Source organism: Parvularcula dongshanensis (assembly GCF_014199615.1).
Taxonomy (GTDB): Bacteria; Pseudomonadota; Alphaproteobacteria; order Caulobacterales; family Parvularculaceae; genus Parvularcula; species Parvularcula dongshanensis.
The window spans coordinates 182,014-208,454 of record NZ_JACHOB010000001.1; the positions used below are offsets into that span (position 1 = coordinate 182,014).

At 69.1% G+C, this 26,441-nt stretch carries 20 protein-coding genes; 12 read left to right on the forward strand and 8 right to left on the reverse strand.

The features are described from left to right. Positions 1–65: 65 nt before the first annotated feature. Positions 66–1,439 carry a cysteine--tRNA ligase gene (cysS, locus tag GGQ59_RS00795; protein ID WP_183814945.1) on the reverse strand — a complete coding sequence of 458 codons (1,374 nt, stop codon included), beginning with the start codon at positions 1,437–1,439 and terminating at the stop codon, positions 66–68. 173 nt (positions 1,440–1,612) lie between these two features. Between cysS and folE the strand changes: the two genes are divergently transcribed. From folE to GGQ59_RS00815, 4 genes are all read left to right on the forward strand, one after another. After that, positions 1,613–2,242, forward strand: coding sequence for a GTP cyclohydrolase I FolE (folE, locus tag GGQ59_RS00800; RefSeq protein ID WP_183814947.1), 630 nt, complete (start codon positions 1,613–1,615; stop codon positions 2,240–2,242). Next, positions 2,239–2,622, forward strand: coding sequence for a phosphoribosyl-AMP cyclohydrolase (hisI, locus tag GGQ59_RS00805; RefSeq protein ID WP_183814949.1), 384 nt, complete (start codon positions 2,239–2,241; stop codon positions 2,620–2,622). Before folE ends, hisI begins: the two co-directional genes overlap by 4 nt. 26 nt (positions 2,623–2,648) lie before the next feature. Further along, on the forward strand, positions 2,649–3,134 hold the full coding sequence (locus GGQ59_RS00810; protein WP_183814951.1) for a hypothetical protein: 486 nt from the start codon (positions 2,649–2,651) through the stop codon (positions 3,132–3,134). Between the two features lie 142 nt (positions 3,135–3,276). After that, positions 3,277–4,068, forward strand: a complete 792-nt coding sequence (locus GGQ59_RS00815) for an inositol monophosphatase family protein (RefSeq protein ID WP_183814953.1) — start codon at positions 3,277–3,279, stop codon at positions 4,066–4,068. 6 nt (positions 4,069–4,074) lie between these two features. Here GGQ59_RS00815 and glnD read toward each other — a convergent pair whose 3' ends face one another. Further along, positions 4,075–6,720 (reverse strand): [protein-PII] uridylyltransferase, encoded by a 2,646-nt coding sequence (glnD, locus tag GGQ59_RS00820; protein WP_183814955.1) that lies wholly within the window; start codon positions 6,718–6,720, stop codon positions 4,075–4,077. Next, the gene (gene mutS / locus GGQ59_RS00825; protein WP_183814957.1) at positions 6,717–9,389 is read right to left on the reverse strand and encodes a DNA mismatch repair protein MutS; all 2,673 of its coding nucleotides are present in this window, start codon (positions 9,387–9,389) and stop codon (positions 6,717–6,719) included. The genes glnD and mutS overlap by 4 nt, the downstream gene beginning before the upstream one ends. 80 nt (positions 9,390–9,469) lie before the next feature. Here mutS and GGQ59_RS00830 point away from each other — a divergent pair, with 80 nt between their 5' ends. Then, positions 9,470–10,186: a M48 family metallopeptidase gene (locus GGQ59_RS00830; RefSeq protein ID WP_183814959.1), complete on the forward strand. Its 717-nt coding sequence runs from the start codon at positions 9,470–9,472 to the stop codon at positions 10,184–10,186. On the opposite strand, the gene GGQ59_RS00835 is transcribed toward GGQ59_RS00830, so the two are convergent. From GGQ59_RS00835 to GGQ59_RS00845, 3 genes are all read right to left on the reverse strand, one after another. Continuing rightward, on the reverse strand, positions 10,171–11,955 hold the full coding sequence (locus GGQ59_RS00835) for a PBP1A family penicillin-binding protein (protein ID WP_183814961.1): 1,785 nt from the start codon (positions 11,953–11,955) through the stop codon (positions 10,171–10,173). The two genes, GGQ59_RS00830 and GGQ59_RS00835, sit on opposite strands and share 16 nt — an antisense overlap. Positions 11,956–12,415: 460 nt before the next feature. Next, positions 12,416–13,609, reverse strand: a complete 1,194-nt coding sequence (locus GGQ59_RS00840; RefSeq protein WP_183814963.1) for an OmpA family protein — start codon at positions 13,607–13,609, stop codon at positions 12,416–12,418. 215 nt (positions 13,610–13,824) lie between these two features. After that, a complete protein-coding gene (locus tag GGQ59_RS00845; RefSeq protein ID WP_183814964.1) occupies positions 13,825–14,697 on the reverse strand; it encodes an RNA polymerase factor sigma-32 in 873 nt (290 codons plus the stop codon). Between the two features lie 183 nt (positions 14,698–14,880). On the opposite strand from GGQ59_RS00845, the gene ald reads away from it, so the two are divergent. The 6 genes from ald to astB are packed head-to-tail and all read left to right on the forward strand — an operon-like array spanning position 14,881 to position 22,150. Further along, positions 14,881–15,987, forward strand: coding sequence for an alanine dehydrogenase (gene ald, locus GGQ59_RS00850; protein WP_183814965.1), 1,107 nt, complete (start codon positions 14,881–14,883; stop codon positions 15,985–15,987). Positions 15,988–15,995: 8 nt separating this feature from the next. After that, positions 15,996–17,030, forward strand: a complete 1,035-nt coding sequence (locus tag GGQ59_RS00855; RefSeq protein WP_221400815.1) for a succinylglutamate desuccinylase/aspartoacylase family protein — start codon at positions 15,996–15,998, stop codon at positions 17,028–17,030. A 44-nt stretch (positions 17,031–17,074) separates the two neighbouring features. Further along, the gene (locus GGQ59_RS00860) at positions 17,075–18,334 is read left to right on the forward strand and encodes a hydrolase (protein ID WP_183814966.1); all 1,260 of its coding nucleotides are present in this window, start codon (positions 17,075–17,077) and stop codon (positions 18,332–18,334) included. Then, complete coding sequence (locus tag GGQ59_RS00865; RefSeq protein WP_183814967.1) at positions 18,331–19,359, forward strand: arginine N-succinyltransferase; 1,029 nt, start codon at positions 18,331–18,333, stop codon at positions 19,357–19,359. Before GGQ59_RS00860 ends, GGQ59_RS00865 begins: the two co-directional genes overlap by 4 nt. Beyond that, positions 19,356–20,819 (forward strand): succinylglutamate-semialdehyde dehydrogenase, encoded by a 1,464-nt coding sequence (gene astD / locus GGQ59_RS00870; protein ID WP_183814968.1) that lies wholly within the window; start codon positions 19,356–19,358, stop codon positions 20,817–20,819. Before GGQ59_RS00865 ends, astD begins: the two co-directional genes overlap by 4 nt. After that, complete coding sequence (gene astB, locus GGQ59_RS00875; protein ID WP_183814970.1) at positions 20,816–22,150, forward strand: N-succinylarginine dihydrolase; 1,335 nt, start codon at positions 20,816–20,818, stop codon at positions 22,148–22,150. The genes astD and astB overlap by 4 nt, the downstream gene beginning before the upstream one ends. A gap of 557 nt (positions 22,151–22,707) precedes the next feature. Here astB and GGQ59_RS00880 read toward each other — a convergent pair. Then, on the reverse strand, positions 22,708–23,613 hold the full coding sequence (locus GGQ59_RS00880; protein WP_183814972.1) for a hypothetical protein: 906 nt from the start codon (positions 23,611–23,613) through the stop codon (positions 22,708–22,710). 101 nt (positions 23,614–23,714) lie between these two features. After that, positions 23,715–23,882 carry a hypothetical protein gene (locus GGQ59_RS00885; protein ID WP_183814974.1) on the reverse strand — a complete coding sequence of 56 codons (168 nt, stop codon included), beginning with the start codon at positions 23,880–23,882 and terminating at the stop codon, positions 23,715–23,717. Positions 23,883–24,058: 176 nt separating this feature from the next. On the opposite strand from GGQ59_RS00885, the gene GGQ59_RS00890 reads away from it, so the two are divergent. Further along, positions 24,059–25,906, forward strand: a complete 1,848-nt coding sequence (locus GGQ59_RS00890) for an ATP-binding cassette domain-containing protein (RefSeq protein WP_183814976.1) — start codon at positions 24,059–24,061, stop codon at positions 25,904–25,906. Positions 25,907–26,441 lie beyond the last annotated feature (535 nt).

Consider the following 26,441-nt stretch of genomic DNA (forward strand, 5'->3'; position numbering starts at 1 on the left):
CGACTTGAGCGCGGGAACACGGCGGCGCGACGCTTAGCGGTGCCGGTGGGCCTACAGAGAGGTGTTTAGCCTCTACGCCAGGTCGCGCCGTTCGGGCCGTCCTCGATGACGATGCCCTCGGAGGACAGCTCGTCCCGGATGGCGTCGGCGCGGGCGAAGTCGCGGGCCTTTCTCGCCTCGGCCCGCTCGACGAGCAGCGCGTCGATGCGCGCGTCGTCGTCGGAGGCGTCTCCCTTGAACCACGCCTCGGGTTCGGCGCCGAAGAGGCCGAGCAGCCGCCCGCCCGCAAGAAGGCTCGCGGCTGCGCCGGTCTCGCCCCGCCCCGCCGCCTCGCGCAGCGCATGGAGCGCAGCGAAGGCCGCCGGCGTGTTGAGATCGTCCTTAAGAGCATCCAGCACGCTCGCGGGCACTTCTCCGTCCCCTTCGGCCTCGCCGATCACGCGGTAGAAGCGGTCGAGCTGCGCCTTCGCGCTCGCAAGAAGCTCGTCCGACCATTCGAGCGGCTGGCGGTACTGCGCCGAAAGGAGCCCGTAGCGCACGACCTCCCCTGGCCAGCGGCTCAGGATCTCGCTCGGGCGGATGACGTTGCCGAGGGACTTCGACATCTTGCCGTCCCCGAGGCGGAGCATGCCGTTGTGAAGCCAGACCCGCGCGAGCGGTACGCCGCCGAGGTCGGCGGCGCAGCAGCTCTGCGCGACCTCGTTCTCGTGGTGCGGAAAGCGCAGGTCCTGCCCGCCCATGTGAAGGTCGATCGGCGCGCCGAGCACGGCCTCGATCATGGCCGAGCACTCGAGGTGCCAGCCCGGCCGCCCCCGCGCGCCGTCGCCCAGTCCCCACGCCCCGGGCGCATCCCAACCGGGCTCGTCCGCCGCGCTCGGCTTCCACAGAACGAAGTCGGACGGGTCGCGCTTGTAGGGCGCGACCTCGACCCGGGCGCCCGCCTGGATGGCATCCTGGTCGAGCTTGGAGAGCCTGCCGTAGCCAGGGAAGGAGGCGACCGAGAAGAGGACGTGCCCCTCCGCCGCGTAGGCGTGGCCGCCCGCCAGCAAGGTCGTGACCAGCGCCTGCATCTCGCCGATGTGCCGCGTCGCCCGAGGCTCGTGGTCGGGCGGGGCGCAGCCGATCGCCGCCATGTCGCGGTGATAGGCTTCGGTCGCTCTGTCCGTGACCGCGCCGATCGCCTCGCCTCCCTCGCGGGCGGCGGCCATGATCTTGTCGTCGATGTCGGTGAGGTTGCGCGCGTAGACGACGGCATCCTCGCCGTAGACCGCCCGCAGAAGCCGCACGGCGAGGTCCGCCGCCAGCCCGGCGCGCAGGTTTCCTATGTGGGGTTCGGCGTAGACGGTCGGCCCACAGCAGTAGACCGTGACGCGGCCCGGATCGGCGGGCGCGAAGTCGACCTTCTCGCCCCGGTAGCTGTCGTGAAAGCGGATCGTCATGGCAGAGTCCTGTGCCCGTCCGGTCACAACCGCGCAAGCCGCGGCCCGGGCGCTCGCTTGAGATTCGGCGGGCGGACCTTAAATGGGGAAGCGTACGGCGCGGCTGGGCGCGCCTTTCCCGACAGGTCCGGCCGGTGGGTGCTCGCCGGTTCGGCACGACAGGATAGTTCGGCATGAGCGTAATCGCCTTCGACAGCCCCCCCGCCGCCGGGACGGACGAGCCGTCCCCGGTCTCCTCGCGGCCGAGCCGTGCCGAAGCCGAGGCGGCGGTGGGGACGCTGATCCGCTGGGCAGGGGACGACCCAACGCGCGAGGGTCTGATCGACACGCCGCGCCGCGTCGCCAAGGCCTATCGCGAGTGGTTCGGCGGCTACGACCTCGACCCCGAAGCGATCCTGGCGCGCACCTTCGAGGAGGTCGAAGGCTATGACGACCTCGTCGTCCTGCGCGACATCCGGCTCGAATCGACCTGCGAACACCACATGGCGCCGATCATCGGCCGCGCGCACATCGCCTACCTGCCGGACCGCCGCGTCGTGGGCATCTCCAAGCTCGCGCGCCTCGTCGACGCCTACGCGAAGCGGATGCAGGTCCAGGAGAAGATGACGGCGCAGATCGCCGATACGCTTCAGACGGTCCTCAAGCCCAAGGGCGTAGCCGTCATGGTCGAAGCCGAGCACCAATGCATGTCGACGCGCGGCGTTCACAAGCACGGTGTCGACACGCTCACGACACGCTTCACCGGCGTGTTCAAGGACGACCCGGCGCTTGAGCAGCGCTTCTACCGCCTCATCGGCCGGTGAGCGGCGCGGGCTCGGTTGACGAGACGGAGGAGTTCCGACCCCGCTTCGGTCCGGACGGCCTGCTTCCCGTCGTCGCTCAGGCGGACGACGGCACCGTCCTGATGCTGGCTTGGGCGAACGAAGAGGCGCTCAGCCTCACCCTCTCTACAGGCGAGGCGCACTACTGGTCGCGATCGCGACAGGAGATCTGGCGCAAGGGCGCGACGTCTGGAAACACGCAGGCAGTCGAAGCCGTGCTCTGTGACTGCGATCAGGACGCTCTGCTCTATCGCGTCCGGCAGAATGGGCCAGCCTGTCACACCGGTCGGCGATCCTGTTTTTACCGGATGCTTACCACGTCGGAGGGCGGTGTTAGCCTCGTCTTCACGGACCCGTCATAGCTTGATTCCTGCGAAGGGAGTCCGCCATGACAACAGCCGTTTTGCCGGCCGGTGCGGTCGCGGCCGAAGCGCGTCCTGACCACTACGAAGCGCGGTTCTGGCGCTCGCCCTTCGCGCTGACCGCTGCCGCCGTCGTCTCGGCGCAAGGCCTCCTGATGGTGCTCGCCGCCATTCACGACCGGCCGTTCCCTTTCGAGTTCGCGTTCAGCCTCACCGTGCTCGCGCTCACCTTCCTGATGGCGGGCGTCTGGCCGAACTGGAACTACCTGCGCGTCACTCCCGAAGGAGTCGATCAGCAGGCCGGGTTGCGCAGCTTCGTGGCGTCCTGGTCGCAGGTCCAGAACATCCGCGTTTTCGAAGGCTGGGTCGAGCTGCGCGTCGTCACGGGCGTACGGACCGGCGAGCGGCGGGTCCGTACGGTCCGGCTCTTCAACCGCTACGCCCTGTCATCCGAAGAGTTCGGCGACCTCGTCGAGCGCCATTGGCAGCGGGCCCGCGCCGGACGAGGCTGACGCCGAAGGGCGCTCGCCGGCAGACCATTGCCAGCGCGGCCTGGTACGAGGGAAGACATCTTGAAGGCCGGAAGGGGCGAAGCGGTTGCGCCGCGGGCAACCGCCCCTATGTTCCGCCGCCTCGCCTTCGCCCTGGACTCCGATGCCGCACCTTTCCCCCCTCCTCACCGTGATGACGAACGCCGCCCGCGACGCGGCGAAGGTGCTGCGGCGCGACTTCTTCGAAGTCGAGGCGCTGCAGGTTCGCCGGAAGGGCGCCGCAGACTTCGTGACCAAGGCCGACCTCGCCGCCGAGGAGGCGATCGTGCGCTCGCTCCAGAAGGCCAGGCCGAAATACGGCCTCGTCCTCGAGGAGCAGGGCGAGATCGAGGGCTCGGACAACTCGAACCGGTTCATCGTGGATCCGCTCGACGGAACGACGAACTTCCTCCACGGCATCCCGCAGTTCTGCGTTTCGATCGCGCTCGAACGCGACCGTGAACCCTTCGCAGGGGTCGTCTTCGCGCCGATCACGGACGAGATGTTCTACGCGGAGCGCGGCTTCGGTGCTTTCGTCAACGACCGGCGCCTGCGGGTCTCCGGACGGGAAGACCTGAGCGAAGCGCTGTTCGGCACGGGCTTCCCTTGGAAGGGCAAGAGCGGGCGGGGGCAATCCCTGAAGGAGACCGACCGCGTCCTCGCCGAGACCGCCGGCGTCCGCCGCTTCGGCTCGGCCGCCTACGACCTCTGTATGGTCGGCGCGGGGCGCCTCGACGGCTACTGGGAGCGGGGAATTCAGCCCTGGGACGTGGCGGCGGGCATCGTCATCGCGCGCGAAGCGGGGGGCGAAGTGACGACGATCGCCGAGGGCAAGGCCCGGCCCCACCTCGAAGGGAACGTGCTCGCCACCAATCACCTCCTGCACGATGCGGCCCGGCGCCTGATCGAAGGGTAGCGGGACCTAGTCGACCCTTAGGACCTCGATGAGGCGTGCCCTGATCGTTTGGATCGTCGCGGCGTCCTCGATCTTCCGCCCCTCCTTGTTCTGAAGGTAGAAGGTGTCGACGGCCCGCTCGCCATAGGTCGCAACGAAGGCGAACCGGACCGAAACGCCCGTGCCGGTGAGAGCGGCCGCCAGAAGGTGCAGCAAGCCCGGCCTGTCGCGCCCTTCCGCCTCGACGACGAGGCTGTCCGGTGAAGCGTCCTCGAAGATGCGGACGGCGGCGGGTACGTCGAAGACCGACCGCCGGTCCGAGATTCCCGGTCCCGGGATCACCGGCGGCTTGGCCTCCCCGCGCGCCGCCTGCAAGACCTGAGCCTGAAGGCGCTTCGCCTCGCCCGGTTCGAGCTCGAGGGATTCGGGCGGCGTTCCGGGCCGCTTGAGCTCCAGCACCGTGACGGCCTTGTCCGGCTGCCCCGCCGCCCCCGCGATAGGGAAGGCCGCTGCGCCCCAGACGGTCGCCCCGGCCTGCGCGACGCTGCCCGACACGTCCGCGAAGAGGCCAGGCCGGTCGTCCGCATAGATCAGAACTTGAACGAGGCCGTCGTCGGGCCCCGCGACGCAGACGGCGGCGTGCACACCGTCCGCATCCGCCCTGGCCGTCAACTCGATCAGCCGGGCCGCCGCGAGGGGAGAGGCCTGCGACCAGAAGCTCGGGCGAAGGCGCGCGAAGAAGGCCTCGCGCTGCGCGGGCGTCGCCTCGCTCACCCGCGCGGTCTCCTCGCGAAGGGACGCCTCTCGCGCATCGATGAAGGCGGCGAGCCCGCGCTCTCCGTCCTCGATGAACGCAGCGACCTCGGCGATCAAGAGACGGGCATCGCGTTGGTTCCACGCTTCCCACGAGCCATGTCCGGCCGTCCGGTGACGACAAGCGGTGACGATGGAGAGGTGATCGAGGCGCGACTTGTCTCCGATCGTTGCCGCCACGTCCTCGATCGCGCTTCGTTCCGCGACGTTCCGGCACGCCGCGACGCGGGCGAGCAGGTCTCGGTTGCGGACCGCGAAGACGACCTCCTCGGCTTCGGCCTCGCCCACTAGGCGCAACGCCTGGATCCGGACCCTCCTCTCGAGACGGGCCGGCGACGGAGAGGCGAGCCCGGCCTCGGTCTCTTGAAGAAGAAGGGATAGAAGAAGCGGAACAGGGTCGCGCGCCTTCGCGAGGGGGGTCGTGAGCGGGAAGTCCGCCTCGTTCTCGCCCGCCCGCAAGAGCGCGAACACCCCGCAGGAGCGGAGCACGTGCTCGTCCAAAGTGTAACGACGGAAAAGTCCGTACTCCGCCTTCCCGACGATGCGACCATAGGCCGGAAGGTAACGCGACAGGAGTCCGCACTCGGTCATCCGCCGCAGAATGCGTTCGAGATCGCCGGTCTCTCGCAGGATCGCCCGGAACAAGTCCGCGATCTCTGGGTCCGTGCGAACCGCCCGGTCCACCCGCCGCGACAGCCGGATCGCCGTCTTGAAACTCTCGGGGTGGAGATGGTGCCCGGAGCGTCCGGCGGCGAGAAAGAGCGCGAAGAGGTCCCGAACGCTCGCCCGTCCTTCGTCGGCAAAGGACAGCCGCTCGCCCTTGAGAACGATGTTCTGCTCGGTGCCGAAACCCTGCGTCTTCGTTTTGGAGCCTAAGGGGAAGAGACGCGGCGCCCGCTTCAGCGCCCGCATCTCGAGCATGGCGCAGGCCGTGCCGGTCAACCGTCCGACCTCGGTGGCGGTCAGGAAGTAGTGCTTCATCAGCCGTTCGACGGCCGGGGCGTTGCGTCGCTCCTGATAGCCGAGCCGCGCGGCCAGAGCCGGCTGAAGTGAGAAGGAAAGCTTCTCGTCCGCCCGGCCGTGGAGGTCATGGAGGTGAACCCGGACAGACCACAAGAAATCCTGCACGCGCCGTAGGCGTAGCTCCTCTTCCTCGGTGAAGAGGCCCGGCGTCATCGCCCGCTGGACCGGCGCTTCCGCCGTGCCGGTAACGTAGCGGTCGAGCCAGTGGAGGAGATCGAGGTCGCGCAGGCCCCCCTTCCCCTCCTTCACGTCGGGCTCGATCAGGTAACGCGAGGCGCCCTGCGCCTTGTGCCGTGCGTCGCGCTCGGCGAGCTTCGCCGTGACGAAGGCGGCGACGGTCTTGATCCTCAGCCGCTCGAACCGGGCGTGGAAGTCATCGAACAGCGCCGGCTCTCCGCACAGGAAGCGCGCGTCGAGGAAGGCCGTGCGGCGGGTGAGATCCTCCTGCGCCGCCCTTACGGCGGAGGCAGGGTCGTAGACGCACTGCGCGATCGTAAGCCCGCTGTCGTAGAGCGGGTAGAGGATCCGCGTGGCCGCCTGCCGCCCGTCTGGTCGGGTCAGGATGAGAAGGTCGATGTCCGAGTACGGCGCGAGTCGCCCTCGCCCGTAGCCCCCGATCGCCACGAGCGCGATTTCTTCTGCCTCGGTGGCCGCCCTCAGGGCGCACAGCGCTTCGTCGGCGGCGTGAGAGAGTCCGCGCGCGATCGCCGTGCCCGTTCGGCTCTCCGCGAAGAAGCGCCGCCGAGCTTCTCGCATGTGCTCAGCGATCAGAAGGCCGGCCCGTCCGGCCTCCGCCGCCTCCGCCATCTCGTCGAGCGTAAGGACGGCTGTCGTCACGGCCCGACGATGTCCGTCAAACGGTAGAGAAGATCGTGCGCCTCGCGCGGGCTCATCGCATCGGGATCGACGCCGGTCAGCAACCCCCTCAGCGGATCTGGCTCGGGTTCGGCGTGCGGTGCGGGCGCGGCGGCGAAGAGGGGCAGATCCTCCGGCGCTTCCCGCTCCCGCTCCAGTCGCCTCAGCACCGTCTCGGCCCGTCGCACCACGCCGCGCGGCAGGCCGGCGAGGCGGGCCACCGCGATGCCGTAAGACTTGTCCGCAGGCCCCTCCCGGACCTCGTGCAGAAAGACGACCTCGCCCTCCCATTCGCGCACCGCGACCGACACGTTGGCGAGGCGAGGCAGCGTCTCGGAGAGCTTGGTCAACTCGTGGTAGTGGGTCGCGAAGAGTCCGCGGCAGCGGGACGCCTCGTGCAGATGCTCGAGCGCCGCCCAAGCGATGGACAAGCCGTCGAAGGTCGCGGTCCCCCGCCCGACTTCGTCGAGCACGACGAGGCTGCGGTCGGTGGCCTGGTTCAGGATGAGCGCGGTCTCGACCATCTCGACCATGAAGGTAGAGCGTCCGGCCGCAAGATCGTCCGAAGCGCCGACGCGGCTGAAGAGGCGGTCGACGATCCCGATGCGCGCGGACGCGGCGGGAACGAAGGCGCCGGCCTGGGCGAGGACGGCGATCAGGGCGTTCTGGCGAAGGAAGGTCGACTTGCCCGCCATGTTGGGACCCGTGACGAGCAGCATACGTGCCTCGCCCTCTTGATCCAGGCGGCAGTCGTTCGGCACGAAGCGCGCACCCGCCGGCAAGCTCGCCTCCACGACAGGGTGCCGGCCGCCTTCTATCTCGAAGGCGACCCCTTCCTCGATGACGGGTCGGACGTGGTTCTTCTCCTCGGCCAGCGTCGCCAGGCCGGCTGCGACGTCGCAAAGCGCGAGCGCATCGGCGCAGGCCCGCAGGTCATCCGTACGCGCCTTCACCGAACCTGTCAGGCGAGCGAAGGTGGCAAGCTCCAAGGCCAGAGCCTGGTCGCCCGCGCGCACGATCTTGGCGTCGAGCTCGGCGAGTTCGTGCGTCGTGAAGCGCACCGCGCTCGCGAGGGTCTGGCGGTGCCGGAACTCCTCGGACAGCGGCGGCGCCATCATCGCGCCCGCATTCGCCGCGGTCACCTCGATGAAGTAGCCGAGCACGCGCGAGTGCTTGATCTTGAGCGACTTGACGCCGGCCCGGTCGCGATAGCCCGCCTCGAGCCGCGCGATGATCCGGCGCGCATCGTCCCTCAACGAGCGCGCCTCGTCGAGTGCGGGGTCGAACCCTTCCGCGATGAACCCGCCGTCCCGAGGCAAGAGCGGGAGGTCGGCTTTGAGCGCCGCGCCGAGCGTGCCGAGGAGGTCCGAGAACCCTTCGCTGTCGGCGGCTTCGAGGCGCCGAGCGCCCTCGGTGAGAAGCTTCGGCGGCGGCGCGTCGGAACGCAGGAGATCGGCGAGGTCGCGCGCCGCCATGAGCGCGTCGCGGACAGCGGCGAGGTCGCGCGGACCACCTCGGCCCAGTTCCAGTCGCGAAAGCGCACGCGCGAGGTCGGGCGCGCCCGAAAGCCGATCCGACGCCGCGGCGCGCGCGTCGCGCTCGCCCAGGAACCACTCGACCGTATCCTGACGATCCTTGATCGCCGCGCGGTCCGTCAGCGGCGCGCCGATCCATCGCGAGAGGAGACGCCCGCCCCCCGCGCTCACGGTGCGATCGACGGCGTGAAGCAGGCTGCCGGCGCGACCGCCATCCCTGGCGGCCGTCAGCTCGAGCGAGGCACGCGTCACCTGATCGATCGCCATGATGCTGCCCGGCGCGGCGATGATCGGCGGCTTGAAGCGCGGCCGCTCTTCGACCTGCGTTAGGTCCAAATAGCCGAGGAGCGCGCCAAGAGCGGCAAGGCCCGCGCGGCTGAACGAGCCGAAGCCGTCCAGCGTCGACGTGCCGAAGGCCTCCTTCAGGCGCCGCTCGCCGCGCTGACTATCGAAGAGCGAGCCATGGCAGGGCGTGACCGGCACGCCCCTCTGCCCGAGCTGCTTCTCCAGCGCGGAGCCCCCGTCGGTTTGCTTCAGGACGACCTCGGCGGGGCCGATCGCGGCGAGGAGGTCGCCGACCGCCTCTTCTTCGGCGTCCTGAACGAAGAGGTCGCCCGTCGAGAGGTCCGTATGCGCCACCGCCCCGCCGCCAGGCAGGATCGCGACCGCCGCGAGGTGATTGTGCGCCCGCGCGTCGAGCAGCGTGTCCTCGGTGAGCGTGCCGGGCGTTACGACCCGCACGATCTCCCGCCGGACGAGCGCCTTCGAACCGCGCTTCTTCGCCTCAGCCGGGTCCTCCGTCTGCTCGCAGACGGCGACCGAGTGGCCGGCCCGGATGAGCTTGGCGAGGTAGCCTTCGTAAGCGTGGACGGGCACGCCGCACATCGGGACGTCCTCGCCGCCCTGCTGCCCCCGGCGTGTCAGCGTGATTCCGAGGCAATGTGCGGCGAGGACGGCATCCTCATGGAAGAGCTCGTAGAAGTCGCCCATGCGGTAGAAGAGCAGCGCCGAGCCCGCCTCTCGGCGCAGGGCGTGGTACTGCGCCATCATCGGCGTCAGCGGCGTCGTGCCCTTGCCTGCCTCTTCGTCCGTGCCGGAAAGCGGCGCGCCGTCCATGATGGAAACCTCCGTCCCGTCCCGCTAGCATAACGGAGCGCACAGGGCATCGGCGCGCGCGATTTTGCACAAGGGGCCGGATGGGACGGGTATCTGAGCTGGCGGCCGGAACGGTGGCGGCGGGCGAAGAAGAACTCGCGGTCACGGTCCGCCTCGACCCCAGGGCGCGGCGCCTCATCCTCAGGCTGACCCCGGACGGGGTGCGGGTCACCTGCCCCTCGCGCCGCCACGTGAAGGCCGCGTTGAAGCTGGTCGAGCAGCGGCGGGACTGGATCGTTCGGCAGCGGGCGGCGCGGCCCGAACCGGTGCGGCTTGCGCTCGGCGCGACCCTGCCGGTGCTCGGCCGTCCTCTCCTCGTCGTGCCGAGCGACCGGCCCCGTGCCGCCGCCCGTATCGAAGGCGACCGCCTCGTCACCGGCGGCGAAGACGCACAGAGCGTCGCCCGGCGGATCGAGGCCCTGCTGCGGCGAGAAGCGCTCGCCGCCTGCACGGTTCGAACGGCCGCCCTGTCTGCTCGGCTAGGGCTTCTCCCCTGCCCTGTGAGCATACGGCAGATGCGCTCGCGATGGGGCTCGTGCAGCGCGGCGCCGGTCGGCATCCGGTACGATTGGCGCTTGATCTTCGCGCCGGTGGACGTGCTCGACTACGTCTGCGCCCATGAGGTCGCGCATCGGCGCCACATGGACCACTCGCCCGCCTACTGGGCCCAGCTCGGCGCTCTGATGCCGGGTTGGAAGGCACCCGCGGCCTGGCTCAAGCAGAACGGCGCGCGCCTTCACGCCTACGGCGCGGGCTGAGCGCGGATCTCCTGAATGAGGTCGGCGATCTGATCGTCGTCGGGCGACCGGCGCGTCAGAAGCGCGGCAAGGTGCTCGAAGAGCGACTTCTCGTCGGGCTCTGGCGCGTATGGAACGGGGTCGCGGGCGGGGCGGCCCTCAAGGCCGATCCGCATGGCCTGCGACCACAGCACGGCAGGCGCGCCCGCGCCGGTGACCGCGCCCTTGGGGCCTTCCATGGGCCCGAAGTCGTCGCGGCCGAGCCAGACGACGCCGACGAGGCCCGAGGCGTAGCCTGCGAACCAGGCGTCCCGGCTGTCCTGGCCGGTCCCCGTCTTCCCGGCCGCAAGGTGACCCGGAACGGCGGCGCGCACGCCGGAGCCCGAGTGGACGACCGCCTGCAGCATGTGCCCGAGCGCGACCATGTCCCGCTCGGCGAAGACGGGTAGGCCGGGCGGGGGCGGCCGGTGCTCGTAGAGGACGCGCCCGTCGGGGGTCGCGATGCGGGTGACGAGGTAAGGCTCGCTCGGCACGCCGCCGGTCGACAGCGTGGCGTAGGACTGAAGGATCTCGACCGGGGTCGCCTCGATGACGCCGAGCGCGAGGGCGGGCCCGGTGTCCGACGCGCCGCTGAGACCGGCTCTGCGCGCGACCGACACGACGCGCGACCGTCCGGCCTCCTCCTGCACCCGCACGGCGGCGGCGTTCAGCGACCGGGCCATCGCCTCGGTCAGGCTGACCTCGCCGTAGTAGCGGTCCTTGTAGTTGTCAGGCGCGTAGGTCCCGATGCGGATCGGCGAGTCGTCGACGATCGATTCGGGCCGCAGACCCGATTCGAGGCCGGCGAGGTAGACGAAGGGCTTGAACACCGAGCCCGGCTGGCGGCGCGCGAGGGTCGCCCGGTTGAAGGTCGAGCGTGCGTAGTCCCGGCCGCCGATCATCACGCGGATCGCACCGTCCTCTTCGGCGAGGAGAACGGCAGCCTCGACCGCTGGGTCGACGCGGGGGTCCGCCCCCAGCACGTCTTCAACACTTTGCGCGACCCCCCTGCCCGCCGCCGCGTCTAGGGTGGTGGTGACGACGACGTTCCGTCCGATCCCGCCCAGCACGCGGCGCGCCTCCGCCACGGCGGCATCCGCGCCGTAGGCGTTCGAATCATCGCGCGGCACGACGCTCGCGATGCCCTCCGCTTCGATCCGCTCGGCTTGCGAGGCAGTGAGGTAGCCTGCGTCCACCATCGCGGCGAGGACCACGCCGGCCCTGTTCCGTGCGGCGTCGGGCGCGCGGGTCGGCGCGTAGCGGGAGGGCGCCTTAAGGAGGCCCGCGAGCATCGCGGCCTCGCCGACCGTCAACTCGGTCGGGGCGTGATCGAAGTAGCGGCGGGATGCCGCTTCCAGTCCGTAGGCGCCGCTGCCGAAGTAGACCGTATTCAGGTAGAAGCCGAGGATCTCGTCCTTGTCGTAGGCCCGCTCGATCTTCAGCGCCAGGATGACTTCCTGCGCCTTGCGTTTGAGCGTCCGGTCGGACGTCAGAAGCGCGTTCTTCACGAGCTGCTGCGTAATGGTCGAGCCGCCCTGCGCCACGCCGCCCGCGCGCGTGTTGACGAGCAGTGCCCGAAGGACGGCGACGGGGTTCACGCCGACATGGTCGTAGAAGTTGCGGTCCTCGGTCGCGAGGAACGCCTGAATGACGTGGGGCGGCAAGGTCGCCGGGTCGACGGGGGCGCCTTTGTCGCGCCCGTGAACGGCGATCAGCGCACCCGTGCGGTCGCGCACCTCGATTCGCGGCACGGACTCGGGCCGCGCGAGCCGCTCGATCGGGGGAAGGTCTCGGCCGTACCAGAAGACCGCGCCGCCGAAGAGGCCGACCGTCAGCGTCGCGAAGAGACCGACCCGCAGCGCGAAGCGGGCGGCGCCGGGCTTCCTTCCGGCTGTCCTTCGCCCTGCGGCTGAACGAGAAGCAGGCCTACGGCCTCGGGCCGGGCGCGACCTGTTCGCCGTGGCCTTCTTCCTGGGTTTCGGGGTCGACTTGGCAGAGGTTCGCTTTCGGGACGACGGCGACGCCGCGCTGCGGCGAACCGTCCGGCCCGCTCGCCCCGGCCTACGCCGTCTGCCCCCATCGCCCTTGCGCGTCATGCCCGAGGGCTTGCGGCCGTTAGGGTTAAGAGGCCCTGAACCGAATTTGGGGCTCTGCAAAAGAAAAGGCCGGCCCCGAAGGGCCGGCCTGATCCAGGTACGCTTGCCGTGCGGCTTAGAAGCTGAACTCGACCTCGGTGCGGCGGTTCAGCGGTTCGCGTACGCCGTCCGCCGTCGGGCGGGCCGGGTTCGATTCGCCAAGCGCTTCGATCGAGATCACGCTCGCATCGATGCCGTTCGAGACCAGAGCGTCGCGGACCACGTTGGCACGGCGCTGCGACAGGCGGTTGTTGTAGGCCGCGGAGCCGGAGCTGTCCGTGTTGCCTTGGACCACGATCGACTGGATGTCGTATTCGCGGGCTTCGGCAGCGCGGGCGGCGATCAGCGACTGAGCCGCGTCGGTCAGGTCGGCGCGGTCGTAGTCGAAGTAGACCGTCAGTTCGAGTTCGGTCGGAACTTCGACCGTCTCTTCTTCGGGGATCGGGCAAGGTTCGGTCACGAGGACGCGGCTGCCGTCGAAGCAGGTCTTGTACTCGGGCGCGGGCGGGGTCGGCTCTACGGCCGGGGCCGGCTCGGCTTGCGTGCCGAAGTTCCAGCGGAGGCCAGCCGTGATCTCGGAGACGCGGTACTCGCTCTCGACCATGCCAGGCTCGTCGTTGATGTACGCCCCGTACTCGAACTCGTTGGTGCCGAGGTAACGGTAGCGCAGGTCGATCACCATGTTGTCGGTGAAGTCGAAGCTCAGGCCTGCCATGCCTTGGTAGCCGAGGACGTACTCTTGGTCGCTCACGAGGACCCGGTTGCCGTTGGCAACGTTGTCGTCCGCCGTGTTGCCGCCGATGTTATTGAACTCGGGACGGACCCGCACGGCACCGATACCGGCGCCGATGTAAGGCGTGACCCGACCGGCGGCATCGACGTTGAAGTCCTTGTAGACGTTCGCCATCAGCGTGGTGACGGTGATGTCGCCCAGCGTGTCGCCGCGGTTCGGGAAGCCGCCGAAGCCGAGGCCGTCGCCGCGGAGCTCGTCGATGTCCTGGTTGCGGCTCGCGAGTTCGATCTCACCGCGGACACCGCCGGCGAAGTACTTACCGAGCGCGCCGTAGACGGTCAGGCTGTCGTCGAGGTCGTAGTCGGTTTCGAACGGAACCGGGCGGACGTCGCCGACGCTTTCGAAGTCGTTGTCGTCATTACCCAGCGCGACGCCAGCGCCGATCTCACCGTACCAGCCGGTATTCTCTTGCGCGAAGGCTACGCCGGAAAGCGCTACGGCGCCGGTCGCTGCCATCAAGGCGAGTTTCAATTTCATCATCCCCTCCTGAAGGATCGATTCAGTTATTCTTGCTTCGCCCCAGCCACGAGACGCGGGGCGGGTGAAGTGTCGGTCAGCTGTTAGCTCTGAACGACAGGTCAGGGAACCGGCCCTGCAACGGCTCTCCTGCCGAACTGGCAACTTGAAAGCCGCCTGTTGCACAAACGTCGCGAACAAACCGTTAAACGAACCTCACGAATGCGAGAGACACCTTAAACGCCGAGGCTGTCTCGGGGCGCTTCTCCACTCGCGGAGACGAGCCGGTCGCGAAGCTTCCCGATCGCCTGTTTCTCGATCTGGCGAACCCGCTCTTTCGAGAGGTTCAGCGAAACGCCCAATTCGGAGAGGGTTACCTTGTCCTCGCCGAAGAAGCGCTGGTCGATGATGATGCGCTCGCGCTCGGTCAGGCCGTCCATCGCGGCCGAGAGCCAGGCTCGCCGCTTCTCGAGGTCGATGGAGTCCTCCGCGGCGACGTCGGGTAGCTCGCGCTCGTCGGGGATCAGCTCCTGGCGCTCGGTGTCGCCCTCTTCCGAGAGGGTGGCGTTGAGCGATTGGTCGCGGCCGCCGAGGCGCGCCGTCATGAACTCGATGTCGCCAGCGCTGACGCGGAACTTCGCAGCCACGGTCTCGCGGGCCACGGGTGCGCCGGCGTCGACCTGCTCGATCATGGAGCGGATGCGCGACAGGTTGAAGAAGATCGTCTTGTGCGCCGACTTCGAGCCGATCCGCACGATCGACCAGTTGCGAAGCACGTAGTCCTGCATCGAGGCACGGATCCACCACCCGGCATAGGTGCAGAACCGGACCTCCCGGTCGCAGTCGAACCTCTTGGCCGCCTCGAGAAGGCCGATGACGCCTTCTTGGATCAGATCGCCGAGCGGCAGGCCGTAACCGCGAAACTTGATCGCGGTGGACACCGCCATCCGCATGTGCGCCTCGGTCAGCTCCTCGAGGGCCGCTTGGTCGCCTTCCTGACACCAGGCGCGGGTCAGTTCCTGCTCCCGTTCTATGGACAGAAGGGGGGCGGACATAGCCCGGCGGATCGTGTCCTTTACGTAGTCGCGCGTGGGGCTGGCAGTCGCCATTGGGCTCTCCCGTCTGGTCCGTTCGGAGGTTGCCGACGGTTCACAAACAGGCCGCCCCGGCGACGGTTCCCTGACCACGGCAACGAATCGCCTGCGGGGCACCACACGCTTCGGAGAAGACAGGGTGACAAGCCCTCATCGGCAGCTTAGCGCAGCCCGCGACATCACGGCGGAGGAAGCCCCATGCGCATCGGCGTGCCGAAGGAAATCAAGAAGCTCGAATACCGTGTCGGGATGACGCCGGACAGCGTGCTGGAGCTGACCCGGCTCGGCCACGAGGTCATCGTCGAGACGGGCGCAGGCGCGGGCATCGACATGACCGACGAGCAGTACGTCGAGGCCGGCGCCGAGATCGGCGACACGGACGCGGCGTGGGCCGCCGACATGATCGTCAAGGTCAAGGAACCGCAACCCGCCGAATGCGAGCGCCTGCGGGCCGACCAGACGCTCTTCACCTATCTTCACCTCGCCGCCGACAAGCCGCAGGCCGAAGCGCTCGCCCGCTCGGGCGCGCTCTGCATCGCCTACGAGACCGTGACCGGCGCGACCGGCGGCCTCCCCCTCCTCCGCCCGATGTCCGAAGTCGCGGGCCGCATGTCGGTCCAGGTCGGCGCCTGGTGCCTCGAGAAGGCGCAAGGCGGCCGCGGTACGCTGCTCGGCGGCGTGCCGGGCGTCAGCTCGGGTGAGGTCGTCATCCTCGGCGGCGGCGTGTCGGGCTTCAACGCGGCGCAGATGGCGGTCGGCCTGCACGCCGACGTCACGCTCTTCGACGTCTCGATCAACCGGCTCGAAGAGCTCGACGAGCTGTTCAAGAACCGCCTTCAGACGGTCTACGCGACGCGCGGCGCGATCACCGAGGCGATTCGGACGGCCGACCTCGTCATCGGCGCGGTCCTCGTCCCCGGCGCCGCCGCGCCGAAGCTCGTCACGCGCGACATGCTGTCGCTGATGAAGCCCGGCGCAGTGCTGGTCGACATCGCGATCGACCAGGGCGGCTGCTTCGAGACGTCTAAGCCTACGAGCCATGACGACCCGATCTACACGGTGGACGGCATCGTCCACTACTGCGTCGCCAACATGCCGGGCGCGGTGCCGCGCACCTCGACCTTCGCGCTCAACAACCGCACCCTGCCCCACATCGTGAACTTGGCGGAGCACGGCCCGCGCGAGGCGCTCCGCCGCGATGTGCACCTTCGCAACGGGCTTAACGTCGCGGACGGACACATCACCTGCGAGCCCGTCGCGACGAGCCTCGACATGGCGTACAAGCCAGCGGACAGCGTTCTGTAGGAGGCGGCTTGGGGGGCGGATTCGAGATCGGAGGGCACAAGCTCTCCCCCGGTGAGGCGCGGACGCTCGACATCCCGCTCAGCCGGCTGGCCGACCACACCCGGATGCGCCTCGGCATCCGCGTGGTGCACGGCAAGAAGCCGGGGCCGGTCATCTTCGTCTCCGCGGCGATCCACGGCGACGAGGTGTTGGGCTGCGAGATCATCCGCCGCCTCATCGCCTCGAGGCAGCTGCGCGCCCTTGCCGGCACGGTGATCTTCGTGCCGGTCGTCAACGCCTACGGCTTCGTCTCGAACTCGCGCTACCTGCCTGACCGGCGCGACCTGAACCGGTCCTTCCCCGGTCACGAGGAGGGCTCCCTCGCCTCGCGCCTCGCCCATACCTTCATGCACGAGGTCGTCGAACGCGCCGACGTCGGGATCGACCTTCATACGGGCGCGATCCACCGCTCGAACCTGCCGCAGATCCGGGCCAACCTCGCCGACAAGAGGACGTCCCTCCTCGCCGAGGCCTTCGGCGCGCCCGTGACGCTGAACGCCAGCGTCCGCGACGGCTCGCTGCGCGAGGCGGCGGGCGAGCGCGGCACGCCGGTCCTCCTCTACGAAGCGGGCGAGGCGCTGCGCTACGACCCCGCCTCGGTGCGCGTCGGGGTGCGCGGCTGCCTCCGTGTGATGGAGGCGATGGGCATGATCGGGCCGCACAAGCACGCGGGCAAACCAACGATCCATCTCGGCCGGTCGAACTGGATCCGCTGTCCCTCCGGCGGCCTCCTGCGCCTCAAGAAGCGGCTCGGCGACCCGATCGAGCGCGGTGAGACGGTCGGCGTCGTCTCCGACCCGTTCGGCGAGCACGAGGATCCGCTCATCGCGCCCTTCGGCGGCATCGTCATCGGGCGGCTCAACATGCCCGTGGTCAACAGGGGCGACGCGGCGCTGCACGTCGCGCATCTCAAGGGGGACGTTCACGAGGCGACGATCGTGACCGAGAGCGTGCGCAACAGCATCTTCGGCGACGAGGACCCCCTCTACGACACCCCGCTCTGAGGCCTGCGGTTGGCCGCAGGCGCTGCGGCCTCTACACCTCGTCCATGAGTCTCGACCCCAGCTTCAAAGACATCCTCGCCAGCCTCGACGGCCGCGGCGACGCCATGGCGCGCGACGTGCTCGCCTGGTCCGCGATCAACTCGGGCACCCAGAACCTGCCCGGCCTCGAACGCGTCGCGGGCGAGGTCCTGCCGCAGTTCGAAGCGGCAGGCTTCGAGGCACGCACCCTGCCCCCGTCCGAAGTGACCGAGATCGACGCGGACGGGCGCGAGGCCGAGATCGAGCGCGGGCCGGTCCACGTCCTCACCGCTCGGCCCGAAGCGAAGCGGCGCGTGCTGATGACCGGCCACCTCGACACCGTCTTCCCCAAGACCGCCGACTTCCAGCGGGCCGAGGACCGGGGCGACGGCACGCTGCACGGTCCCGGCGTCGCGGACATGAAGGGCGGCATCCGCGTCATGCTCGAGGCCGCCTCGACCTTCCTGAAGACGCCTTACGCGGACGAGGTCGGCATCGACGTCGTCCTCAACTCCGACGAGGAGACGGGCAGCCACGCCTCCGCCTCCGTCCTCCACGAACGCGCGCTCGCCGCCGACATCGGCCTCGTCTACGAGCCCGCTCTGCCCGACGGCACGCTGGCGGGCGCGCGGGCGGGGTCCGGGCACTACACCTTCACCGTGCGCGGCCTCGCCGCGCATGCGGGACGCGAGTTCGAGAAGGGCCGCAACGCGATCCTCGGCGCCGCGCGCCTGATGGGCGCGATCGACCGGCTGAACGGACAACGCGACGGGGTCACCTTGAACCTCGGCGTCATCGGCGGCGGTCAGGCGACCAACGTCGTGCCCGACCTCTGCCTCGTCCGCATGAACGTGCGCGGGCGGCGGACCGAGGACCTCACCTGGGTCGACGCTCAGATCCGCCGCACGGTGGACGAAGGTAACGCGGCCGAAGGCTTCGGCGCCGGCATCCGCGTCGAGCTTCACGGCGGCGTCCACCGGCCGGTCAAGGAGATGCGCGGGGGCACCGCGATGCTCTTCGATGCGGTCAGGCAAGCCGGATCGAGCCTGGGAATCGGCATCGACTGGGCGCCGACGGGCGGATGTTGCGACGGCAACAACCTCGCGGCGGCGGGCCTGCCCAACGTCGACACGCTCGGCGTCGTCGGCGGAAAGATCCACTCCGACCAGGAATACACGGTCAAGGACAGCTTCGTGCCGCGGGCCAAGCTCTCGCTCCTCCTCCTGATGCTGCTCGGTTCGGGCCAAGTTCCGTGGCCCGCCCGTCTGGACGCGGAGGCCGCATGAGCTTCCTCTCCGTCCGCCCCGTCCGCATGTCGGACCTCGACGCGCTTTGCGAGATCGCCGCGACCTCCGGCACGGGCATGACGACCGTCCCCTCCTCGCCTTCGGCCATGGCGGAGCGCATCGCGCTGTCCGAAGCCGCCTTCGCCGGCCAGGGCAAAGCCGGACCGAAGGACGTCTTCTTCTTCGTCCTCGACGACGGGACGCGAGCCGTCGGCATGGCCAGCATCTTCCCCGATCTCGGCGCGGACCGTCCGTTCTACTCCTACCGTCTCAGCCACGTCGCAGCCCAGGCGCCGGAACTCGACATCCGGGCCGAGACGGACGTTCTGCACCTCGTCAACGACTTCCACGGCTACACCGAGATCGGCACGCTGCTGGTCGGGGACGCCGCCCGCGGCAAGGGAGCGGGCCGTCTTCTCTCCTTGTCCCGCTTCGCCTTCCTCGCCCTCCACCGGGAGCGCTTCGGCCCGCGGGTGATGGCGGAGATCAGGGGCTGGTTCGACGAAGAGGACCGCTCGCCGTTCTGGGATGCTGTCGCGAGCCGGTTCTTTCACCTGAGCTTTCAAGAAGCGGACAGGCGCTCGGCGCAGGACTTCCGTTTCATCGCGGACCTGATGCCCAAATATCCGATCTACGTGGACCTGCTGCCCGACGAGGCTCGAGAGACGATCGGCAAGCCGCATTCCACCTCTCAGTACGCGATGCGCATGCTCGAAACCGAAGGCTTCGAGTGGACGCGCTGCATCGACATCTTCGACGGCGGACCCAGCCTCGAGTGCCGGCTCGACCAGATCAGGACGGTCCGCAAGGCGCGCGCCCTGACCGTGAGGATCGGAGACGAAGAGAGCGACCCGTCCGAACTCGTCGCGAGCCCCGCAGCGAGCGGTTTCGCCAGCCTCATCGCGTCGGGCCCCGTGACGAAGGAGACCGTAACGCTACATGCCGCCCAGGCCGAACGCCTCGGCCTCAGCGAAGGCGAGAAGGCGCTGGTGACGCCGCTGCGAGCCGTGAGGGCAAAGCTATGACCGGACAGAACTACATCGGCGGCGCGTGGACGGACGGGGGCGGCGAAGAGATGACTTCCGCTGCGCCCGCGACCTCGCAGACGCTTTGGACGGGCCGAGCGGCAAGCACGGATCAGGCGTGGGACGCGATGCACGCCGCCGCCTCGGCCTTCCCGGGCTGGTCGAAGCGCCCGCTCGAAGAGCGCGTGGCGATCGTCGAGCGCTACTCCGGCCTCGCAAGCGAGCGCAAGGAGGAGATGGCGCTTCTGATCGCACGGGAGACCGGCAAGCCGCTTTGGGACGCCCGTACCGAGGCCGGCGCGATCGCGGGCAAGGCGAAGCTCGCCCTGTCAGCCTATCACGACCGCACCCCGACCGAGACCAAGGAGACGCCCGCGGCGACCTTGCGCATCGCGCACAGGCCCCACGGCGCGATGGTCGTGATCGGCCCGTTCAACTTTCCCGGCCACCTGCCGAACGGGCACATCGTCCCGGCCCTGATCGCGGGCAACACGGTCGTCTTCAAGCCGTCCGAACAGACCCCCGCCGTCGCCGAGCTGATGGTGTCGTGGTGGCACGAAGCGGGGCTGCCGGACGGCGTCCTCAACCTCGTCCAGGGCGGCCGGGCCGTCGGCGAGGCGCTGATCGGCGATCCGCGCACCAACGGCGTTCTCTTCACCGGCGGCGTCAAAGGCGGCCTCGCCATCCACCGCGCGCTCGCGGGCCGGCCCGAGGTGATCCTCGCGCTCGAGCTGGGCGGCAACAACCCGCTGATCGCTTGGGACATCGAGGATGCGGACGCGGCGGCACGCGTCGTCGCCAAGTCCGCCTTCATCACCTCCGGCCAGCGGTGCACCTGCGCCCGCCGCCTGATCGTGCCCGACGGCGCGCCCGGTGACCGGATCGTCGAGGCGGTAGCGAACCTCATTCCCCGCCTTCGCCTCGGCGTGCCCGAGGACGAGCCCGAACCGTTCCTGGGTCCCGTCATCGACGCGCGATCGGCCGACGCGGTCCTGGACGCGCAAGAAGCGAAGCTCGCCGCGGGCGCGAAGGCGATCGTTCCCGCCGGACGCTCGAACCTCGGCGCGGCCTTCGTCACGCCCGGCCTCCTCGACGTCACGCATGGGGGCCACGAGGACGAAGAGGTCTTCGGCCCCCTCCTCCAGGTGATCCGCACGCCCGACTTCGGCGAGGCGCTGCACGTCGCGAACGACACGCGCTTCGGCCTCGCCGCCGGGCTCCTCTCCGACGACGAGGCGCTCTGGGACCGCTTCAAGACGGACATCCGGGCCGGCATCGTGAACTGGAACCGCCAGACGACGGGCGCGTCGGGCGCCGCGCCCTTCGGGGGGCCCGGTCTATCCGGCAACCACCGGCCCGCCGGCTACTACTCAGCCGACTACTGCGCATGGCCGATGGCGAGCATGATGGAGGCGGGGCCGCTCAAGGACGAAGCAGCGATGGTCGGGGTGCTGGCGTGAGCGCGGTCGAGGTCAACTTCGACGGTCTGGTCGGGCCGACCCATAATTATGGCGGCCTGTCGGTCGGCAACGTCGCCTCGATGAGCCATGGCGACGAGCCCTCCAACCCTCGCGCAGCCGCCCTGCAGGGCCTCGTCAAGATGCGGGCGCTCTTGAGGATGGGGATAAGACAAGGCGTCCTGCCGCCGCACGAGCGGCCCTACGTGCCGAAGCTTCGCCGTTTCGGCCTGACCGGCACCGACGCCGAGGTCATCCGGCGGGCGGGACGGGAGGCCCCAACGCTGTTGCGCAACTGCGCTTCGGCGTCGGCGATGTGGACCGCGAACGCCGCGACCGTCAGTCCCTCGGCCGATACGGACGACGAGCGGGTGCACTTCACGCCCGCCAACCTCGCAGCGATGTTCCACCGCTCGATCGAGCCCCCCTTCACGGGCCGGGCCCTCCGCGCCATCTTCGCGGGGGATCCGTTCGTGCACCACGAGCCCGTACCCGGCGGCGGCGCGATGGGGGACGAGGGTGCGGCGAACCACACCCGCCTCGCCGCGAGCCACGGCGCGCCCGGTCTCGAGCTCTTCACCTATGGCCGGTCCGCCTTCGAGCGCCTCTCCTCCGTACGCTTCCTGCCGCGACAGGCGAAGGAAGCCTCCGAGGCCGTCTTCCGCCGTCACAAGCTCGACGAGGGCCGGACCGTCTTCGTCCGGCAGAGCCAAGAGGCGATCGACGCCGGCGCCTTCCACAACGACGTCGTCGGCGTCGGCAACGGCACGGTCCTCCTCTATCACCAGAAGGCTTATGAACGCCCTGGCGAGATGCGCGCCGAGGTCACGGCCAAGGCCGCCGCGCTCGGCTTCGAGCCGACCTTCATCGAGGTGACCGAGGACGAGCTCCCGCTCGAGGACGCGATCTCTTCCTACCTCTTCAACTCGCAGCTCGTGACGCTGCCGAGCGGCCGCATGAGCTTGGTCCTGCCGACCGACGCCGAGGAGAACGAAGCGACCAAAGCCTGGGTCGATGCCAATGTCGGCGGCAACGGCCCGATCGCGAAGGCACAGTTCCTCGACGTGAAGCAGTCCATGGCGAACGGCGGCGGTCCCGCCTGCCTGCGCCTCAGGGTCGTTCTGACCGACGAGGAGCTCGCCGCCGTCGCACCGGGCGTCCTCCTCGACGAAGCGGGGATCGACGCGCTCGAGGACTGGGTCCGGGCGCATTATCGCGACCGGCTGACGCCTACGGATCTTGGCGATCCCGCCTTGCTTCACGAGAGCCGCGAGGCGCTCGACGCGCTGACCCGCCTCTTGGGTCTCGGCAACCTCTACGACTTCCAACTGTAGAAGGGTTGTTTCTCTTTCGTGGCGCTACCGCTCGCTCGCGCTCGCTACTTGAGCGCTGGGCTGGCGGCACGGGCATTCGGCCGGTGCGCCAGCGTCGCTGGGCCGGCGGGTTTCGGGCACGCCGAAGCGCCGACCTGTCGTCGGTGTCGAAGTCGCCGGGTGTCCGGACGTCCCCGCGCTGAGCGCGAAGGGAAAGTGATACTGTAGCCCAGAACGGTGAACGTCCGGCGGCGATCTTGTCGAGGGGCCCTCGCAGGGGGCGACCTTTCGGCGCCTTGGTCCGCGATAGCGCTTGAAGCCCTCGTCCTTCAGCGATGAGCCATGAGCCCCGATCAGCCACTCATGGTACGGGCCGCTACGCCCGCTCGCCTTAGGATCACCGTCCCCCGAACCGATGAGTAGCGTGCACACCGCCCGGCCTGTCCGAGAGAACGGGGGCAGCATGGCATGGAAAAACGGGGCGGGGATAAGTTCGCAGGGCGGCGCGCCGTACCCGGATTCCTGCCTAACCGATCATGGCTGCGCGCCTCTCGCTGCGGACGCGGACCGTCTCGGCCTCAGCCGTCCGCTTCTGGAACGTAGACGCGGCGACAACGGCGAAGACGATCTTCGCCGCCCCAGGCTTCGAAGGCGGCCTTCGCCGTCTCGACGATCCGGTCGGCTTCGTAAGGGCCCTGGTCCACGTCGCCGCCGAAGAAGACGGTCAGAACGTCCTGGCCCTGAACCTGCCCTCGGTAGCGGTTCGCGGAAGTGGCTGCCGCTTCGGGAAGACCGCTCACCGCGCGGGCGAGCGCGACCGAGCCCGTACCGGCGCGCGGGGCGAAGTCCCCGACGATGAAGGGCACGGGGTCGCAGGCCCGGCCCGGCGGACAGCCCCGCACACGCAGCGCGACGCCGTAAGTGCCCAGAGGGACGCCCTGGTCCCGGCGGACCCCCGCATACCGCGTCGTGCCGGCGTCAAGGTAGGGCCACCCCTCGTCATCGCGCAGGGCCGTGCGGCTGACGTAGAAGCCGGGGGCCGGGTCGTCCGCCCCCTGAAGGATCGGCTCGGCCCTCGGCACGTTAACGCCGTTCACCCTAGCGGAACCTTGCGCTTCGATCTCGTGCCACCGAACGGCCCCCGCCTCGCCGCTACGCCAACCCGCCTCTTCGATCGCCAGGACCTGCCGCTCGAACCTGTTGCAGGCCGTCTCGTTCGCGCCGCCTTCGAAGCGGACGCCGTTCGGCAGCGTCATCTCGCCGGCATTGCACCGGGCGAGCAGCGCGCCCCCCGCCGCGTTGCGCGGGTGATAGGCGACCGGACTTCCGGCAAGCGTAACGGTGAGGGGCGCCAGGCTCAGAAGAGTGCCGTCGTCGAGCGCAAGGAAAGCCTGGCCGCCACGCGTTGTCACCTCGCCGCCGCAATCGCCGCCATCCGCCCCAAGAGTAAGGTCGAAGGGGGCCGCCCGGCCGGGCGCGGACACGGCTCTTTCCGTAGGCTGTTTTCCTTCCGCCGGAGCAGGGCCGCTCGTGCTGGCGCAGCCGGAGAGAAGCAGGCCGAAGCCGAAGATGCAGGCGGCTCGCCTCACCGGGCGGGACAGGCCAACGTCTCGATCTGATCGCTTGCCGACTCTTCGTCCTCTTCGGAACGCTTTTGCTCCGCGTAGGGCGGAACCGGAACGCAGAAGAGGTGGGGCAGACCGGCGAGGCCGCAGCGCTCTTCGCCGTCACAGACGTGGACGTGACGTGGCAAGATCCAAGAAGACCGCATCGCACCCCTGGCCCTTCGTCCCCCAGCGAACCTTGCCGAATCACGCCCGCGCGATCAAGAGTCACTGTGGTTGAAATGCGGCAGGCGCCACAATTCTGACGCGACCGGCCGTTGAGAGCCCCTGGCGCAGCGCGGCGCGGTCTGGCAGAGGCGGGCCCGTGTTCTCCTGGTTCGAACGACTAGTCGATCCCCTGCCGAACGAGCGCCCCGTCGCGCCGCCGGACCGCTTCTTGCCGTTCGTCTGGCATTACGTCCGGCCGTTCCGCTTTCTTCTTCTGATCAACATATTGCTGGCCGCCGCGATCGGCTTCGTTGAGGTCTTCGCCTTCGACCTCGTCGGCCGGGTCGTCGATTGGATGGGCGAGGCAGAGACGGCAGCGGCGTTCTGGGACGCCCACGGGGGCCACGTCCTCGGCATCGCGCTGATGATCGGCGTCCTCTGGCCGCTCCTCTCCCTCCTCGACGAGCTCGTTCAGTTGCAGGGCATCATGGGCAACATGCCGATGATGATCCGCTGGCGCGGACACCGCTACCTCCTGCGCCAGTCGACTTCCTTCTTCGCGAGCGACTTCGCGGGGCGCCTCGCGACCAAGCTGATGCAGACCGCGCTCGGCGTGCGCGACACGGTCGTCAAGCTGTCGAACATCATGGTCTACATGGCCGTCTACTTCGGTTCGGCACTCGTCCTCTTCGCGGCCAACGACGTTCGCCTGTCCGGGCCGCTGGTCGTCTGGCTGATCGGCTACGTCGTGATCATGCGGATCTTCCTGCCGCGCCTTCGGGCCGTCGCGGAGGCCCAGTCCGAGGCGCGGTCGCAGCTGACGGGCAGGATCGTCGATGCGTATACGAACATCGCCACGGTGAAGATGTTCTCTTCCTCCGAAGCGGAGGACGCCTATGCGCGCGACGGCATGGGCGCGATGCTGCGCACCGTCTACCCGCAGATGCGGCTCGCGACCGCCCTGTCCTTGTCGCTGCACGTCCTCAACGGCTTCCTGATCGCCTCGACGCTCTCCTTGGGTGTCTGGCTTTGGGGGCGGGGCGACGTCACGCTCGGCACGGTGGCCTTCGCCTCGACCCTGTCGCTCCGGATCCAGGGCTTGTCGCACTACTTCTTGTGGGAGGTCTCGAACCTCTTCGAGAACATCGGCATGGCGCAGAACGGCATGGAGACGCTGGCGCGGCCGCTCGCCGTGACCGACCGGACGACGGACGCGCTAGAGGTGCCGCGCGGCGAGGTCGCCTATGAAGGCGTCCGCTTCGCCTATGGTCGCGGACCGGCGGTGATCGAGGACCTGTCCCTCACCATCGCGCCCGGAGAGAAGGTCGGCCTCATCGGCCGGTCTGGCGCGGGCAAGTCCACGCTCGTCAGCCTTCTCCTCCGCCTCTACGAGCCTGACGAGGGCAGCGTCCGGATCGACGGGCAGGACGTGGCCGCCGTCACGCAGGATTCGCTTCGCCGCCAGATCGCCGTCGTCAGCCAGGACACCTCGCTCCTTCACCGCTCGATACGCGAGAACATCGCCTACGGGCGACCCGATGCGACGGAGGCGGACATCATCGAAGCCGCGCGCAAGGCCGAAGCCTGGTCCTTCATCGCGGCGTTGCGCGACGACAAGGGACGCCAGGGCCTCGATGCGCTCGTCGGCGAGCGCGGGGTCAAGCTGTCCGGCGGGCAGCGCCAGAGGATCGCCCTCGCCCGCGTCATCCTGAAGGATGCCCCCATCCTCGTTCTCGACGAGGCGACCTCGGCGCTCGACAGCGAAGTCGAGGCTGCCATCCAGGACCGCATGGACACGATCACCGCCGGAAGAACGGTCCTCGCCATCGCTCACCGCCTCTCCACCATCGCTGCCATGGACCGTCTGGTCGTCATGGACGCAGGCAGGATCGTAGAGATGGGAACCCATGCGGAGCTTCTGGAACGCGGCGGCCTCTACGCCAGCCTCTGGGCGCGGCAGTCCGGCGGGTTCGTCGCGGCCAACGAAGATGTTGCCGCGGAGTAACCAAGTCTCTTCACCGGATCTGAAGATCGCTCGATCACAAACACGTGATGTTAGTGCGAGGGCAAACGATGAGACGCTTGGTGAAGTTTCTCGCTGGCGGTTGGGCGCTTCTCGCGCACACGCCGGCTCACGCGATCACGGTCGCTTTCGATGCGCGCACGACGGAGGGCGAGGAGCTCGTCGTCAGCGTATCGACCGACGACCGCAACCTCGGGCACGATCAACCGGCCTACCTCTCCTTGTTCGAGGTGACGGTTCGGGTCGGTGACGACATCTACTCGATCAACCAATCGATCTTCAGCGCCTTCGAGTGGGGAAGAGGCGCGAGCGCCCGCCTCGACGATGCGATCACACGGGGGACGCTGGCCGGAAACGAGCTCAGCTTCGTTGCGACCGCCGGTACATGGTCGAACTACATTCCCGGCCGGTCCGGCATGCTGTCCGACATCACCCTGCAGTTCGCCGAGGACTTCGAAGGTCCGCTCACCCTCGATACGGTCTTCAACTACCTCGGCGGGACGACGCTGACGGGCGC